A 16,581-nucleotide genomic window follows, 5' to 3' on the forward strand; every position below is an offset into this window, starting at 1 on the left:
TAGGACGTCAAGTGTTTTGATATTGACCGGCGTAATTTGAGCATCGATGCAATCATATTGAGCATGATATTAATAAAAGCCATTTCAAGATGGTCGCTAAAATACACTGGTTTCAAGTTAGGGGAAGCATTATGAAACGTATAGGCATATTCGCTATTTTATTACCTTCAATTATGGCAGTGAGTAGCCTTAGCTATGGTAAAGACACACCACTGGACTTAAAAGAGCGCTATTTTGGTGAATCGCCACCGGGTTTGGTCCCAAAACTCTTTGACCCTAAAATAGTATCACCACAAGGGCGATTCGAAGGCGGGACGTTTACACCTGATATGACTGAGTTTTATTTCACTCGCAAAAATGGGAAATATAAAAAGCGCACCTTTTTTGTTACCCAATATATAAACAATCGCTGGGGGCCTGAAGTTGAAACCGATATCAGATGGCCACAATTCTCTGCTGATGGCACTCTCTTATATGGTGGGAGGGAATACAGAGAACGGACAGACACGGGGTGGTCGGCTGCTAAAAAGCAAGGTGTGTTCTTAAAAAATCAAGCTCATGGCATCTCACTGTCTTCTAACGGGACCTACTATTTTGCTTTTTTCAAAAAAGAAGACAAAGGACATGGCTATCTGGGTTATTCACGCCTAATCGATGGGAAATATAACTCCCCCGTAAAATTGGGCGCAGAGATAAATACGGGAGAATGGATTGCACACCCTTATATCGCACCGGACGAATCTTATCTGATGTGGGATGTAGTGAGAAAGGATGGCTATGGCCAAGCAGACATCTACATCAGCTTTAAAAACGAAGACGGGTCTTGGTTACCAGCAATGAATATGGGCCCTCAAATCAATACTAAGCTACAAGAAAGCTCACCACGCGTGACTCATGATGGAAAGTATTTATTTTTCTCTAGAGGAGAGTGGCAAACTCGAAAAGACGGCAGTACCAATTGGGTTGGAAAAAGTTACTGGGTAGATGCCCAAGTGATTGAGCGTTTAAGGCCTAAACCGTAGTTTATATAGCAATCTCGGCAACATCAAAATTAAAAATAATGATCCCGTTATAGTTACTGTTTAAAGCTATCAGTTAATTATTGCGGCGAGTATAAAACGCTGAAGCTTAATACGGCCGTTATTTAGAAATTAGAGAATTTACTGGTTACAAATTAAAGGTACATTATGAAACATAGTTATATTTCATCGGTGTTATTGGTTTCTGCCATTGTGGTGAGTAGTCATAGTTACAGTAAGAATAATGCCCCTGTTAGAGAAAACATCTATCTTGGGCAAAAGCCACCAGGTTTGACGCCTAAAATTTTTGCTCCGAACCTGATAAAAAAGGGCTTCAGAGCAGCCGCTGCTGCATTTTCTCCTGATTTAAAAGAGTTTTACTTTCGAAGAAGAGGTGGTGAGTATAAAAAGAATACATTGGTTTTCATTCAGTATAAAGATGAACAGTGGGTGGAGTCTGTTTTGCCGCCCCGAGCTGGACAACCATTTATTTCTACAGATGGTCAAGTTTTACATTTGGGGAAAACGTACAGAGAGCGAGTTGGGTCTGGTTGGTCTGAAGTGAAAAGCTTAGGGGCTCCTTTTGATGATATGCCTATCATGCGTCTGACGGCGTCATCTAAAGGCACGTTTTATTTCGATGAGGCAACTGAAATAGGGAATATCCGCTATTCTCGGCTGGTCGATGGCAAACGAACGTTACCTCAATCTGTGAGTAAAGAAATAAATACCGGTAAATGGACAGCACATCCATTCATTGCTTCAGATGAGTCGTATATTATTTGGGACAGTGAAAGACAAGAAGGCTATGGTGATAATGATTTATATGTTTCTTTCAAACAATCAGACGGTACCTGGGGCGCTGCGATAAACTTAGGAGATAAGATAAATTCAAAACATCAAGATTCGTATGGCAGTGTGACACCTGATGGCAAATATTTTTTCTTTCACCGTTCGTATGGATCTCGCGGTGAGAAAGCAGATATTTACTGGGTCGATGCCAAAGTTATAGAATCGCTGCGATTACAACAATAATCCAAATATACTCGAAATGTAAAATTTGGCTTTTCAATTTGTGTTGCTAATCAATCCAAATTATCAATGGTGAGATTTCGGTATGGAAGACTACGCATGCTTTCATTGACTAACATAATCTGGATGTAACTGAAGTCAGGTTTTAATGCGCAGCTGGGTAAGTTATCCAGCTGCGACTTTACTTGCTTATTCTACACAGCTCGGCGCATTTATTAATTCACCACTGTGGCTTGCCAGTGCACCTTCCATAATTTCAGGGTTAGACTCTATTTCAGAGACTTTTACATACGTGACATTACGCTCTTTAGCGATACCGCCGGAGGTCATGGTTTTTCTAAATTGTGAATAGCCGTCAATTTTAAATGCCGTGTTTCTTGGAAACAGTACTTCAAATTGATTTTTAGCAACGCCACCAGAGGTGAAGTTGGTTGGTAAAAACCGACCGTTTTGGCCTTCTATTTCGTAAAAAACAAGATCATCTGCATTACCATAAAATTGCTCAGCTTGAGGTGCATTCATAAAGTTTAGATTGCTAGAGGTGGATTGATAGGCTTTGTCTGCCACTACATCACCGATCTTGATTTCGCCACTGGCGAGTTTATTGCCAATCCCCAAGTCTTGCGTATAGCGATAGCTTGTACCCGTATACTTAGGTAAATGTTGTAGCCCTGTATCTAAGTTATTCATAAACATTTGAGTGTCAGCAAGGTCCGCCGCTACACCATTGGGGCCTGTAGGGACCCCCGTACGGGCATAGTTGTTAATGGCTTTAAAGTCTTGTGTATATCTGGCAATTGCTGATTTAGATTGAGCAATGAGGCGACCAAAAAGTCTACTCGCTTCTGGGAATGAGTTTTCATACTCTGCAAGTGTTGTTAGTGCTGCACCTGAGTCTTCATAAGCGAATACATCATTAATATAAGCCGTATTTGCGGTGCTTTTCTCAACATTTGCCGTGGTATTTGCAAAGCGCTCAAACAGCGCTGTTTTTGCTTCTTCACTTAAATCTGACGCATACGTAAATGATTTACCATCAATGATATGAGTTTGTGTGTTTTGGGCATAGGTACTCGCTGAGCAAATTATCAACATGGATACTGTAAGCATTGCTTTAATCATGATTGTTCTCCGGTTTAAATAGGGCAAAAGGCGGCAAAATTGATCTCTTGTGTGGCTTCACTACCGATAAGTGAGCTTTCTAAACTTGCACTTTCTTCTTCCAAAGTGGCAATGCCTTCCTCAGCAAAAGAGCTCATTGACATACCTTCTTCTTCAAGCGCAGCACTGAGTGTACTGACTAAATCCATGGCGCGAATTTCTTCAACAACGGGCAGTAGAACCATTAACCAATCGGCAAATTGACCAAAATAGCCTTTGCTGCCTTTTTGAGTAATAAAGTCGCTAATTGCTTGTTGACGAATGCGCACTACCTTATTTAAATCAGCTTGTAGTTGCGGATAGAAACAATTCTTGACGAGCTCATAATCAAATTGGCTGGCTGCACATGCGGAAGCAAGTTGCCCATCAACATGATCAAGTAGCTCTTTTTTGTACGCGTTTCGCACATAGTGCGCTGCTCTAACAAGTGGATCATAAGCATTCATTGCACCAGGTAAATACGCTTGTTGATACTGAGCAATAGCACGCTGAGCTGCTGCATATAACTTATCGCCGTTATGACCGTTGAGTTTGTAAAACGCCACAGTTTGCTCTAGTGCGGCGTCTTTGGCTTCTAGAAACTCGAGATATGTGGTACCACTCGCTCTACTACTGTAGCTATAAACATCTAATCCAACAGCAGAGAAAGCCCACATTGCAGGTACTTCAGCACGGTGGAAAAGTCGCCAGTTTTGTTCATTTTGCCAATCGTTATCTGGATTTTTAACTGTTGGTATTGGAAAATTGCCAGCACCATACTGGCGCGCCGCGATGTCGTTAAAGCGTGTGAATTGCAAAATATGTTTAGCGCTATCGGATACTTTACCAAACCCAGAATAAGCCAAGAAGGGACCGCTAAAGTAGTTATCAATGATGTCACGAGTGAGTACATTAGCAAGCGTTATACCACCTGTGTGCGTATCAACAGACATGTTTATATAGGGCGTAATTGTTTTTAAGTAAATAGTTTGTCCAAGGCTTTCTTGCTTGGAGAGGTTCGCCATACTGTCATTATCAAGCCTGTGCGCTTTTAGCTTTTTTAAATAAGCGCCGACCGCATTGACCCATAAGTTTCCTCGGCTTTTAGGGTGACCGCCAAGCTGTCGTGTGGCTTGCTTGGTATTATATTGTAATCCTTGAAACATTTTTACAAACTGCGGGTAGTAAACGTACATCGCTTTTTGATCTGGCGTGAGATATTGATTGAAATGCGTAAATAGCCCCTTTGCAGTCGCTTGTAAGTTGCCTTTAAAACTATCAATGTTGGTGCCTTGTAGGGTTGGCTCCGTGTTGATGTTAAAGCGTGAGTCTTCAAACCAATTAGCGACTTTGTCTGCATCGGTGTCTTCTTTGAACGAGACTTCAGCAACGTTTAATATTGTTTGCGTTGTAGTAAGATTCTCGTGAGGCTCATCTATACGCAAGTTTTGTGTATAGTTTAGGTTGCGAATATCGACACTACCAGAAAAGTGTTTACTACCAGCATGCAAGCCGATGGGTTGAGATAAAAATTCATACACCGTATCAGCACTTAAATTATGCATGACAGATAGAGCATAATCAGGGTTTGCTTTACCGTGTGCGCTATCAGCGTCGTTTGCAGATAAATACAAACCAAATGCAAAGGTATCAGATACATCGTCAGTGACTCTTTTGGTCCCTATGAGTGCTGAATGCCAAGTACAATCACCAATAAGGGTCTGATTTGCGCCTGAGTTCATGACACTATAATCATTGGTATCAATTAGTTTAGCGCTGGTATTTACCCCAACGTGTAGCGCAACGCCCTGTGCTTTATTGGCACCTAGCAGGCCATATGATTCAGGAGTAAGGGCGTTTATATCGGTTTGTTCGTAGGCTGCAATGATGTCTATTTGGTTAAGGCTCAATGCTAAACCGACTTCAGTTTGGACTGTATTGTGTGCAGGACAGATACGATAATCAAATTCAAAGCCAAATTCGGCGTGTTCTAAAGGTGGTAAAAAAAGGCTGCTGGTTGTCGGCGCATCATCTGAGGTGATTAATAATGAAAATTCACTGGGGTTTTGCTTGTTATTACGAGTGTGCGATGGACTATTGTGGTCAGAATTTGAGGTGAAAATTGCGTCAATGCCTTCATAACGAACATTGCGAATCGTATAGCTATTACTTTGCTGTGGCAGACCAGCTTGGCTGCCCGCGAAAAAGGTGACAGGGTGCGAGTATATATTCGCAACTTGTTCATCAGTGAGTTGCACTTTGTCTAAAATACTGTGCTTGCCTATGCTGAGTGAAAGTGCGTTGTTGGTATTAATGTGCAGAGTGACTTCTTGAAATTGGCAATTGGTGTATTGCAGATCAGTATCAACATAGTTACGGATATCGACACTTGGATTATGCCCCCATACACCTATCATACGGCCGAAGGTATCTCTGAAGAAAATCTCAATACCATTTGCACTGTCACTGTGAACAGGGCCAATGGTTGATTGAGGCTTAATTTCGAGGCTTTTCGGCGTAGTTGCACCAAGACGTATGCCAAATGATGACATTTGCATAGAGGTCATGCTCGGCTTACCATCGGCATTACAGCTATTATATTCAAAGGCAAGTGTTGCCCCTGTTTGGTTAGGTATCAACTGGCGTTTAAAAGACAAAATACTGAGCGTTTCTTTATTTTGCTCATTAATGAGCTGATATTCTCCATACCCATCTTTGTTGCTGTACTTTGGGTATCCCTCGAGCGTACTGGCCATGTAAGTTCGAGCGTGCGACTGGGAGATGTCAGGAGCTATAGTCTCATCTTCAACAGGGGCACCATCGGTAACATCGACGGCTGAAGTAGATAAATGAAATTGGCGTTCACCTGTGTTCGCCACACTAATAGCAGGGCCTGAAGCGGTAACGTAATGCCCATTTTCAGCCTGCATCTCAATTAAGTCACTGCCTTTAGAAGTGACTGTAAATGTTGAAAAAGCATCGGGGGTCCAACCTGGCGTAATTGAGACGTACTGTTTATCTTGGTAATACCGTTTCAAATAACGGCCAGCATATTGAGATGTGGTATTTTGATGTACCTTCAGATTGAGGGTACCACGTTGTGCATCCACTATTTCTACGTTGAATTTACACCAAGGGTTGTAAAAACCTCGCAAGTTTGAGGGAAGCCCACTGTGATCTGGTACTGCAATCGTGACCAACCCGTTACTCTCACGTCCAAGACATACAAAGTCGGTTGACTGTGCATTTTTTGGTTTAAGTACAATGGTATCACCAGTTTGTAATGACAAGCTCGGTGATAAAATAAGCTCATCAGCTTGTGTATATTGGCTGACAGCACTTAAGCTAAGCAAAAGTAAGCTTTGTGTAGACAGTACAAACTGACATGGTTTTTTATGTTTCATTCTAACCTCTATTTGGAAACAAAAGCCGCTTAAACGTTGTTCATTGCATACTAGAATGAACATATGGCTTTTCTTTAAGTGTTTAATAAATAACCTCAGTTCTGGATAAGCGAATTTGCCCAATAAAGCTATTTTTCTCACTCTCGGCGTTGCTTTCATTTGTAATAGCCCGCTATTACTGCATAAAAACGCCTTGATATTGAACGAAATATCATCATTGGATTGCACGTAAGCTTGTTTTCAAAATATTTTCTATTCCAAAACTCTTATCCAAACCTGAGGTTAAATAAAATGTGTTCTCTGAATGTTTCTCTTTGCAGCAAACAGTAATAATCGTGTTTTACAAAGCGCATGCACAGTGAAGTCAATACTTCACTGTGTGGTTTGGCTTTAACTTTGAAAGTCACGCTTGGCGATGACGCTTAAAAGCACGAGCCAACCGAACAACTAAATGCTGAGTGAGCGTCATACATGACATATATGCACATAAGGACCAAAAGTAAGGCTCCGTAGAACAAGTGATCGTCATTCTTAATTTTCATTTCAATACCTAATGTTCAGTGATAAGTGGAAACGCGATGTGAGTTAAAGCGCTAATGAGTTATCGTATAAAGACTTGAGGTTGCCTTGAGTGAGCGTATCTCTCATGCGTTGTATTTGGCTTTGCGTGAATGTTTTTCTGTGCTCATCTGAAGCACTCTCGCGCATAAAATTAAAGTACAATTGTTCATTTGCACAGGTGTCACGGAAACTGGTCGGCATATCACAAGGCGGAGTAATTGGACTATCAACAACAAAACCATGCAATCCTAGGAAGTGACCTACTTCATGGGTTAATACTGTTTTGGGCGCAGCGTGTAACGGTGTTTTTTGCTCTATCGTGGGGTTGTGTTTTTCAGGTTTTGCTTTTTGGGTATTGAATATGCTGCTGTCGATGATAATGCCCGTTTTTTCATCTGAGCCAGCTTGCGTTTTGATAGTTTTACTTAGTTTAAAACCAGTTTCAGTATCAAGGTCGCCTACCCAGACATTAACGTAACGGGATGTATCCCACACTGGTTTGTTGTTACTGAACGGCTCAGTTGTCGTCGAGTGAGCGACACGGTTGATACCTGAAGTTACTTCACCTGAGGGCGTTTTAGATGCTAAGTAGAATTGAATGCCACTGTCTTTCATGCCGTGTGATAGCTTTTTTGCGCCAAATGTTGAAATTGCCTGACTCGCGCTTTGTGCTCTAAAATTTCTATTCAACTGAACAAGTTGGGCGCGAATTTGAGAATCAGTAATAACGGTGGTTGCACTGTCTAATGCGTGTACAACAATGGGTAGCTTAATGACTTCTAGTAATGCGTCGGGTGCTTGAAATTGAGACTCAAATTTCGCAGTAATATGGCACGGAGCTATGGCGTTTTTTACTATCCAAGCATTTTTGTTTGTTCTTGTTACGCCACACCCAGAGAGGCTTCCGATATGATGATTTGAGCGAGCTTGAGAATTGAATGTAAAGGCGCTGCCTGCTGCGATTGATTCAGGTAAACCAATAAGTTCGCCCAACCCAGTTACTGTGCTAGTAATTGCGACTTTATTGACTATTTTTTTGTCTAAAATGGTAATGGTACAATCTTGGTTTGTACCATTAAGTGTAATTGCGTTTTTTTGAGCGCTTAATTTAGCATTACACCCTGATACTTGCTCAACCTTAAACCCAGCCATGACCTTGATTGCAAAGGAACCATCTTGGTCTTTAGTAAGCATTAAGCTCGAGGGCGTTGCGTTTAAAGCGAGTGGATTGTATTTGAGAGAGATAGTTGACTTTGATGCGAGCGAGCTATCGGTTTGTGGCAGTTGTTTAGTGATCCCTTTATTTTCTGGGGTAGCAGAGGCAACCGTGTTTTCAGAGCTGCCGGAGCATCCACCCAGTAAGCTTACAAGGGCCAAGCTTGCCAATGAGAAGTGTAATTGAGTCATGTTTTTTCTCTTTTTATTAAATAAGTGAGTTTAAAAATGTTTGCGCTCAAGCGCTTTTAACACAATGAGCGTGTTGTTTGCTTTTCGTGCTAAATATGAATTGCGATGAACTTATCACTGATTGAAAAAACATGTTCTTTCTTGTTCTTAGTAATTATTTGAATATATTTTAAGTTTAATTTTTTCTTATTAGATTTCTGAAAAATAAGCTTATATTTTTTAATTTTTAACCGTATAACGGGGACATTGAAAATGTACTAAATACAACAACAGAATAAGTCAAAGAGATTACCTATAACGTGTTATTTAAGTAATTTACAAATTTAACATTTTATCGTTGTATATTATTTTGTTATTTCTATCTGGTATGAGCTCTTAGTTGATGTTTTAGAGCAGTAGGAATGGCAGTATATCGAGAAGGGGCACGACAGTATTCATTCAAAATCGATGTATTCGGCATCATCTATAAAGCATTGAGGTTACTTTGACTCATAAGTACATACACTGCATTTTTTACAACTATTTTGACTGTAATGAGGTGTAAGGACTGAGTTATTCAGTACTTTAGGCACCAATAGGTTGATTAATGTTGAGGTACTCAGGGTGATAGTTATTTAGTGGTTTTTCCTTCTTTTTAGTGTGTTTTGTTCACCTACGTTATTGTCGTTAGTGGAGTTGCTTCACTGATATAGAAGCTTTTCGATACATTTTATACGCTTATTTGACCTTGAATCTTAAAAGAGATGAATTCTCATTCTTATCAGTATATATTGTTATGTTATAACGTTTGTTGTTTTTAGGAGAAGATCACTATGATAAAAACTGAAGTTGTCATTGTTGGTGCTGGCCCTGCAGGCTTAGGCTGCGCGGCGTTACTTAAGCAAATGGGCATAGAGGAGGGGGAGTTGATTGTTTTAGAGCAGGGGGAAATAGGGGAAACTTTCTTAAAGTGGCCTGAAAGTATGCGTTTCATTACGCCTTCTTTTCCTTCTAATGGATACCATCAAACTGATTTGAACGCCATTACACCTGACACATCACCCGCCTTTAGTACCGGTAAAGAGCACCTAAATGGGAAAGAGTACGCGCAATATTTAAATTTGGTTACTCAGCACTACGACATTAAAGTTAATACACAAACACGTTTGAAGTCCGTTGTAAATTTAACCGATGAAGAGGGGTTTTTACTGGAAACTGACTCACTCAGCATCCGTTGTAATTTCATTATTTGGGCTGGTGGTGAGTTTCATACACCGAACGTAAACGCATTTAGTGGTGCGTCATTATGTATACATAATAGTGAGATACAACGATGGAATGAGAAGGAGCAGGGAGCATACATCGTCATTGGTGGATATGAGAGTGGGGTTGATGCAGCATACAACTTAGCAAATGAGGGGAATAAAGTAACGGTATTGGATTTTATAGGTAATAATTCAGATTCATACGACCCAAGTATGGTTTTGTCACCTTATACGGCAGAGCGTTTAGCTAATTTAAGCTCCTTGGATCAGGTTGAGCTAGATGAGGAGTTTAAAGTTGCCTCGGTACAAAAAAAAGCTGAACAGTATGTGGTTACTTCCACCTGCGGTAAAGTGCTAACCTCCCGCTTTCCACCTATCAATTGCACTGGATTTGATATTAATTTAGGGCCTGTTGCAGAGCTTTTTGATTATCAGGCAAATGGGTATCCATTAGTCAATAAATTTGATGAATCAAGTAAAGTGAGAAACTTGTTTTTAGCGGGGTCTCGTTTGTATCACGATCCCACGCTGTTATGTTTCATCTATAAATTTAGAGGCCGATTTTTTGCACCATGTAGTGTTATTGGCGAAGAACTGGCTTTAGATATGAGTATATTTCGACATTACAAAAAAGCGGGGATGATACTAAATGATCTAAATTGCTGTGTTGAACAGGAGTGCTTCTGTTGAAGACCCAACGGATTGAAGTTGAAACCTATTATCCGGAAAAAAAACTAGACAGTAATTGGTTATTGATAGGTAAAGAGAGTGTTGGAAAAACCGCATTTATTGAGAGCTTAGTCGGTAAAAAGTCGACCAGCAGTAATTTACAAGGAAGTTCTTTATTCTGCCAAAGTTATGATTGGAACGCGCAAACGATAATAGATACGCCGGGCATTCAAACCCGTATGGACAGTGTGGTAACCTCTCAAGTATTACAAAAGTTACATATCAGCAAGCAAGTTATTTTGATGGTAAAATCAACTGATTTACTGAGTGACCTAACCGACCTATGGCCATTAATACAGGGTCGGGTTGGTATCATAGTTGTAACTTATTGGGACAAAGTGAGGCACCGCCCCGATGTATGCCAAGAAATAGCACGGTTAAAAGCGGTCACGCAGCTTCAGTGGATCACAGTAGATAATCGTCGTGTTTCGCCTGATCAATTACTCGAACTTGCAGCGGCACTAAAAGGGGCTACTAAGTTTCCGAATCAACCACCTCATTTAACGGCAAATTGGTCAGTCATACCAAGAAGGGCATTTTTTGAATTACCATTGATAGGGCCGTTACTGTGTTTCATGCTACTTGTTCTTCCTGCTTGGGTGTCTGTGGTGAATGCAAATGCATTTGCCGATTGGCTTTACCCCTTCGTTGAAAGTGGTGCTAATTGGCTAAAAACACGCACTGGTACATTACCTGATGTACTTAACCATATGTTGCTCGGGGACTATGGCGTTGTGTCGATGTTGCCTTTTCTTTTATTATATGCACTACCAACGGTATTGGTTTTTTCTGCCATTATTGCTTTGTATAAAACAACAGGGTTGGTTGATAGACTCTCGTTTAGTTTAGACCCATTTATGCAGAAACTCGGGCTAAGTGGACGAGATCTTGTACGAGTGATTATGGGATTTGGGTGCAATGTACCCGCAATTATTCAAACTCGTCATTGTTCATGTTGTACTCGGGGAACATGTGTCTCAGCAATCTCTTTTGGATCGGCATGTTCTTATCAACTTCCAGCAACAATCGCGGTATTTTCAGCAGCAGGTAAATCGTATTTAGCTTTACCTTATTTGGCGGTACTTGCAGTAACCACTTGTCTATATTTATTACTGACGACATCGAAACGTCAGCGCAGAGCAGCCGTATCTGCAAACTTATTAAATCGAGGGTTTTTACAACCCCCTAATTTGCAGTTTGCGATACCTGAAATGCTTGGTGTTATAAAAGAATTCTTTACTACCGCTTTTCCGTTATTTATTGGTATTTGTTTAGCCGCAGGGTTTTTATCTTGGTTGGGTTTTTTCGGATTTCTAACAGAGGTTATTGCGCCACTGATGGCGTTGGTTAATTTACCTGAAGGTGCGGCAATTGCTGTGATTTTAGGGGCAGTCCGAAAAGATGGCTTGGCCATTGGTTTAATTGATAGTGCATCACAAAGCTTAAAAGTGTTTGGGATGTCAGATGTTCAGCTATTGTCTGCGGTTTACCTTGCTGGCGTGATGTTGCCGTGCATTGTATCCTTGCTGACGATTGTTCGAGAAATGCGTTGGCATTTCGCGATAAAAATGGCGCTGCGTCAAATGACATGTGCTATTGCTTTTACCGCAGTACTGAGCTGGGGGTGGGGATAGGAATAGCTAACCGCAACGTACGTGGACAAGTCATACATTACATCTGTTATGACTTGTCTAAATATTCCAGCGGTCATTTATTAATTCAATTTACGGTATCGAATACCCAGTAATGTGACGACTTGTAAGATTGACACATTGCTTATGTTTTATACACACCATATATGCTGCTGGGGTTGCACTATAAGTCAGCCATTGATCTTTTGAAATCTGTTTTGTAGCCACTTTATTTAAGTGAGTAATAACATCACCTACTTGTATCCCCGCATATTGCCCTGGTAAATTAGGCATAACGTAGCGTACCAAAAATTCACCCGAGAGTAACTTTCGTACTTCTAACCCCATTAGGTTATAACGTGACGTGATAGGGCGATTATCTAAGGGAGTTAAATATAACGTTTCAGTGAAGTAATCAACAGTTGTAATGAACTGATTAAATATGCCATTACCAATGACCCAATAGTCTTCCTCATCTACATGTTCAATTAAATTTGTTTTGACGTTTGGCAAAGTCAACGTACCAAAACTCACGCTAGGGAGTGTAACGCGTTGATGCTCGGCTTTTCCGCTGAGACCGATATCAGCTCCAGTTACTTGGGCGTTGGGAAGTGTTAAATCGTTATTGATAGGGTATTGTGCACTGAGTTTGAAATAATGTCGGCTTCCAGTATCAATAATGACGTCATTTTTAGCGATATGACCCTGACCAAAATCAATTCTTCCTTCCACGTATAGTTTACTCATGAAAGTATCGAACGGGAGAGAATATGCGCTTTTAGCTGCAACTACAGGGCTGTTTGATACGGTCACTTGCTTCGCTTCTTTGTTAAATGTCCAAGCAAAATGACGCATTAAATCATGACCAATAACGCCATCAAAAATTAGCTCATCCTCACGTTGAAAATACTGAGTGTGGCTTGCTTTGATAAATGCGCCTTGAAAACCCTGAACTTCGATATCGGCAAACCTTAAAGAGCGCATAGTCGTTTGATAACTTTTGCTATCTTCTTGGTCACCCCAGCCGCTTAATTTTAAATCGTAGCCTCTTGGTAAGTTCAAAGTTCGAACTTTTGGCGTATCAAACAGCACTGTAAATGAAGCGCCTGTGTCTACCATAAACTTGAAATTATCAATGCCATTGATACTGCCGTAAACATACGTTTTTTCGCCAATATAATCAGTTTTGATATCAATCTGGTTCAATTGTGTGTGCCAGGTTGGCACTACATCATCATTCGCGCTGCGTAACTTTAAAATGTTGATCACACTGCAGCCATTGAGTGAAATAAATAGTAAAGTTATTATGACCAGTCTTTGATAATTGGTTATCACATTTATACCCCTAGAATACGTCGAGTACACAATATTAGGGCGTAAGGTGTGAAGAGAATGTGAAAGCAGGGAAGTGCAGCATTCCAAAGGTATACTCTTTCTAATACTCCAGCGCTGCGATTGCTGTGGTTGAGCAATAGGGTGATAGACTTTGAATTTATGTTTAAGGAGGGAGTATTGAAGTTATTGTGATTGACAAAAAAGATCCGCAAAATGTCAGCGGATCAACTTTTTACAACGATTGAAATCGTTGCGCTAATACGTTATTTATATATTGCTAACTTAGTACGCTGGCTCACATACACGAACACGACGAGTTTCAGTTTTTACTGTATGGGTATCAACATCGCCTGTTACATTCTTACCTTCACGCCACCAATACTCGCACTGCTCACCGTTTACTGGGTAATAGCTTTCCCATGTGTGTGACATCCATCGCGTTCCGCAGCTAGGCATGCTTCCTTCTTGTGTAAATGTTCTTTTTATTCTTAAGTCTTTCTCTAAAGACACTTTACGCCAGTACTTAGTCGGGCAATTACGGCTTGGGTTACTATTAAAGTGAAAGTACGGTAAACCATAGTACTCAAAAGCAACTTCGTACTCACATTCAACCGTATGTACTTGTACTTGCTGGTTTTCGTACCAACAGATCTCGGGTGCGCGATCTTCTGGTGCAGCTAAAGCGCCGGTTGAAAGTAGGACTGTAGCAAGACTCATTGCGAGTGTGTTTTTTAACATGATCATTCCTTTTTTATTTAAGTTAATTGAACAAAAATAATACTAAAGGGTCTTTATGTTATTAATATTTTATAAATAATACAGCTGTGTTACGGTTTGATTTTAGGGACTGTGAGATTTATTGAAAGCTACCCGGATGCTTTCTTGATTTGGTACTTACTTTTACGTCATTCAATATAAAAACGACTTTTCTTCGATAATCTGTTTGCTTTACGTGCAGTACTTGATTCCTTTATCTAAACTTTAAAATAATTATGAGAAAGGATTCACCATGGATATAAAAAGCTTTTCTGACGAACTTAAACTTCTTGTAGTCGACAAATTATTATTTGGCGGCTTGGTATTCGCATGCGTATTTTTGGTCCAATCAGAGTATGAACAATTTAACAATGAACGGGCTTTTAAAATTGAAGTTACGAAAATCACTTGGGCTTTAACAGATACAAGTATTTCAAAGCTTAATACTTGTTCAGAGCAATTGGCTGCCACTATTTTACATGTTTATCAAGGGGCAACACTAAGTTCAATTGATAGAAACAAAGCATACGAAAATATAATGTGCATTGAATTACAAAGTGAGGCGTTAGCTTCTCACTTAGATACAAACATTAATGGTGAAGAAACGGAACTGATTTCAGAGCTTCAAATTACGAGCTCTGTAGATCAAAAGAAAGCTTTGTTTGAAACGTTTAAGTCGAGGCAAGTAGAAAGAATTAACACGATTAAACAAGCGTTACTCAGAAAAGCGGAAAAAGAATTTGACCAAAAAGGATAAGTAAATGAAATACTTTATCAGGATCTTTTTGATACTATTACTATTGGCTGCAAATATGGCTAACGGGCAAAGTGATCCATATTATACAACGGCTAGATCATTTGGGCTTTCCATTATGCCTGAAAAGAAAGGGCTGGGAGAGTATAGACACTCCGTCATCACTTTTTTGCCAAGATCATTTTTGTTATTTATTGATGATAGAAACATGGTCACTAAAAATATTTATGGGCAACGGTATATTAAAGTTAAATCACAAGATGGCGTGCAATTGTGGGTATTGGAAGCTACTGTTTCTAAAAGTACAGCAAAGCAAAAATTTAAAAACGCGAGTGTACATTTTAATACAACAACGGTTGTTTGCAGAATAGAACAATGTGATTCTTCAATAGATGATCATACCTATGAAATATGGGGCAGCGAAGTCTTAGAGGTTGATGAAAATTACGAAAGTTCAACTTGGTTTAAGTTGAACTGGATAAGAAATGGTAGCGCTTTTACGGGTTATATTCGAAAGAGTAAATTAAAGAAACTGAATGATGAAGGTAGTATCACGTTTTCTAACGAACAGCACCCAAAGTATACAATTGAAGTGTCTAAAAACTTTAAAGCGTCCAAGAAATGTGGTGATATTTATAATTATGGCGAATCAAAAACCTTTGGCCGTAAATTGGCTCTTTGGGAAAAGGAGTTAATTGTCCAAGCAGGCATTGGAACGGTAACCGTTGATGGGTTAAGGATCAACTTTGAGCGTTTAGTGGGAAATAAGGAAGAACTGCATTACTTTCGTACTTACAAAATAACAGACAATGATTCTGGTCAAACATATTCTTTGGTTGCTCAGATTCAATATGCTTGTAAGTTAGATGGTGGACTTACTGTTCTGCAAAAAATAAAAAATGTTAATTTAATTCAAGAAGGAGAGATTGAATATAATTTATCTGATTTTGATGTGGCGTTAGAATTATCTAATGAGTTACAAACCCCTGATTATCTATGGAGTATCAATACTCGTGTACATTACTTCGAACTACTTAAAAGGTTGTCTGAGACGCTAAAGAATCGGGCTTTAGCTGGATATTTCCTCTCAGAATTCAATCGTTCTTGCCCAAGTAATCTGCGAGGTTCACTGAAGTGTCGCAAACATGATTACGGTAAGTAGGGCTGTAGCAGGGACTTAATAATAATCAAATAAAAATGACACGATATGCTGAAGGGTGTTATTACTCAGAATGCTGAATTAGAATCTATTTGCAAGGGTAAATAGGGATATTTAACTTTGGAATAATTTTCAATTATTAAATGGTACAACCGAGTGGATTCGAACCACCGACCCCTACCATGTCAAGGTAGTGCTCTAACCAACTGAGCTACGGTTGTATTATACATATTCTCTTTAGAAAGAGTTGGTACGACCGAGTGGATTCGAACCACCGACCCCCACCATGTCAAGGTGGTGCTCTAACCAACTGAGCTACGGTCGTACTATAGTGTTGTTATGTAATGAATATTACGTTGCAACGGCGGCTAATATATAGCGACTCAGCGTTTTGATCAAGCGAGTTTTCC

11 protein-coding genes and 2 tRNA genes are annotated in these 16,581 nt (G+C 39.9%); 6 read left to right on the plus strand and 7 right to left on the minus strand.

All coding sequences use genetic code 11. The annotated features are described in order from the left end of the window. Positions 1-131: 131 nt before the first annotated feature. Together J8M01_RS08430 and J8M01_RS08435 are read left to right on the plus strand one after the other, a co-directional pair. Positions 132-1,022 carry a PD40 domain-containing protein gene (locus J8M01_RS08430; RefSeq protein WP_211057701.1) on the plus strand — a complete coding sequence of 297 codons (891 nt, stop codon included), beginning with the start codon at positions 132-134 and terminating at the stop codon, positions 1,020-1,022. 165 nt (positions 1,023-1,187) lie between these two features. Then, positions 1,188-2,054, plus strand: coding sequence for a hypothetical protein (locus J8M01_RS08435; RefSeq protein ID WP_211057702.1), 867 nt, complete (start codon positions 1,188-1,190; stop codon positions 2,052-2,054). 186 nt (positions 2,055-2,240) lie between these two features. Here J8M01_RS08435 and J8M01_RS08440 read toward each other — a convergent pair whose 3' ends face one another. The 3 genes from J8M01_RS08440 to J8M01_RS08450 form a co-directional block, all read right to left on the minus strand. Then, a complete protein-coding gene (locus tag J8M01_RS08440; protein WP_211057703.1) occupies positions 2,241-3,173 on the minus strand; it encodes an ADP-ribosyltransferase in 933 nt (310 codons plus the stop codon). 14 nt (positions 3,174-3,187) lie between these two features. Next, positions 3,188-6,595: a hypothetical protein gene (locus J8M01_RS08445; RefSeq protein WP_211057704.1), complete on the minus strand. Its 3,408-nt coding sequence runs from the start codon at positions 6,593-6,595 to the stop codon at positions 3,188-3,190. Between the two features lie 585 nt (positions 6,596-7,180). Continuing rightward, positions 7,181-8,563 carry a M43 family zinc metalloprotease gene (locus J8M01_RS08450; RefSeq protein ID WP_211057705.1) on the minus strand — a complete coding sequence of 461 codons (1,383 nt, stop codon included), beginning with the start codon at positions 8,561-8,563 and terminating at the stop codon, positions 7,181-7,183. Between the two features lie 812 nt (positions 8,564-9,375). Here J8M01_RS08450 and J8M01_RS08455 point away from each other — a divergent pair. Both J8M01_RS08455 and J8M01_RS08460 read left to right on the plus strand, forming a co-directional pair. Next, positions 9,376-10,497: an NAD(P)/FAD-dependent oxidoreductase gene (locus J8M01_RS08455; RefSeq protein WP_211057706.1), complete on the plus strand. Its 1,122-nt coding sequence runs from the start codon at positions 9,376-9,378 to the stop codon at positions 10,495-10,497. Then, complete coding sequence (locus J8M01_RS08460) at positions 10,494-12,170, plus strand: nucleoside recognition domain-containing protein (protein WP_211057707.1); 1,677 nt, start codon at positions 10,494-10,496, stop codon at positions 12,168-12,170. The genes J8M01_RS08455 and J8M01_RS08460 overlap by 4 nt, the downstream gene beginning before the upstream one ends. Positions 12,171-12,260: 90 nt before the next feature. Here J8M01_RS08460 and J8M01_RS08465 read toward each other — a convergent pair whose 3' ends face one another. After that, entirely contained in the window at positions 12,261-13,436 is a 1,176-nt protein-coding gene (locus tag J8M01_RS08465; RefSeq protein WP_211057708.1) for an aspartyl protease family protein, read from the minus strand. A 348-nt stretch (positions 13,437-13,784) separates the two neighbouring features. Further along, positions 13,785-14,240, minus strand: a complete 456-nt coding sequence (locus tag J8M01_RS08470; protein ID WP_211057709.1) for a hypothetical protein — start codon at positions 14,238-14,240, stop codon at positions 13,785-13,787. Positions 14,241-14,511: 271 nt separating this feature from the next. Between J8M01_RS08470 and J8M01_RS08475 the strand changes: the two genes are divergently transcribed. Continuing rightward, complete coding sequence (locus J8M01_RS08475; RefSeq protein ID WP_210998517.1) at positions 14,512-15,015, plus strand: hypothetical protein; 504 nt, start codon at positions 14,512-14,514, stop codon at positions 15,013-15,015. A gap of 4 nt (positions 15,016-15,019) precedes the next feature. Next, complete coding sequence (locus J8M01_RS08480; protein WP_211057710.1) at positions 15,020-16,174, plus strand: hypothetical protein; 1,155 nt, start codon at positions 15,020-15,022, stop codon at positions 16,172-16,174. A 141-nt stretch (positions 16,175-16,315) separates the two neighbouring features. Here J8M01_RS08480 and J8M01_RS08485 read toward each other — a convergent pair. After that, a tRNA-Val gene (locus J8M01_RS08485) sits at positions 16,316-16,392 on the minus strand. 27 nt (positions 16,393-16,419) lie between these two features. Continuing rightward, a tRNA-Val gene (locus J8M01_RS08490) sits at positions 16,420-16,496 on the minus strand. Positions 16,497-16,581 lie beyond the last annotated feature (85 nt).

The sequence above is a fragment of the Pseudoalteromonas sp. MMG005 genome (genome assembly GCF_018101015.1).
GTDB lineage: Bacteria > Pseudomonadota > Gammaproteobacteria > Enterobacterales > Alteromonadaceae > Pseudoalteromonas > Pseudoalteromonas aurantia.

Coding starts and splice junctions, on each gene's coding strand:
- J8M01_RS08430 (WP_211057701.1), top strand. CDS start 132: ATGAAACGTATAGGCATATTCGCTATTTTATTACCTTCAATTATGGCA.
- J8M01_RS08475 (WP_210998517.1), top strand. CDS start 14,512: ATGGATATAAAAAGCTTTTCTGACGAACTTAAACTTCTTGTAGTCGAC.
- J8M01_RS08450 (WP_211057705.1), bottom strand. CDS start 8,563: ATGACTCAATTACACTTCTCATTGGCAAGCTTGGCCCTTGTAAGCTTA.
- J8M01_RS08435 (WP_211057702.1), top strand. CDS start 1,188: ATGAAACATAGTTATATTTCATCGGTGTTATTGGTTTCTGCCATTGTG.
- J8M01_RS08440 (WP_211057703.1), bottom strand. CDS start 3,173: ATGATTAAAGCAATGCTTACAGTATCCATGTTGATAATTTGCTCAGCG.
- J8M01_RS08455 (WP_211057706.1), top strand. CDS start 9,376: ATGATAAAAACTGAAGTTGTCATTGTTGGTGCTGGCCCTGCAGGCTTA.
- J8M01_RS08470 (WP_211057709.1), bottom strand. CDS start 14,240: ATGTTAAAAAACACACTCGCAATGAGTCTTGCTACAGTCCTACTTTCA.
- J8M01_RS08445 (WP_211057704.1), bottom strand. CDS start 6,595: ATGAAACATAAAAAACCATGTCAGTTTGTACTGTCTACACAAAGCTTA.
- J8M01_RS08480 (WP_211057710.1), top strand. CDS start 15,020: ATGAAATACTTTATCAGGATCTTTTTGATACTATTACTATTGGCTGCA.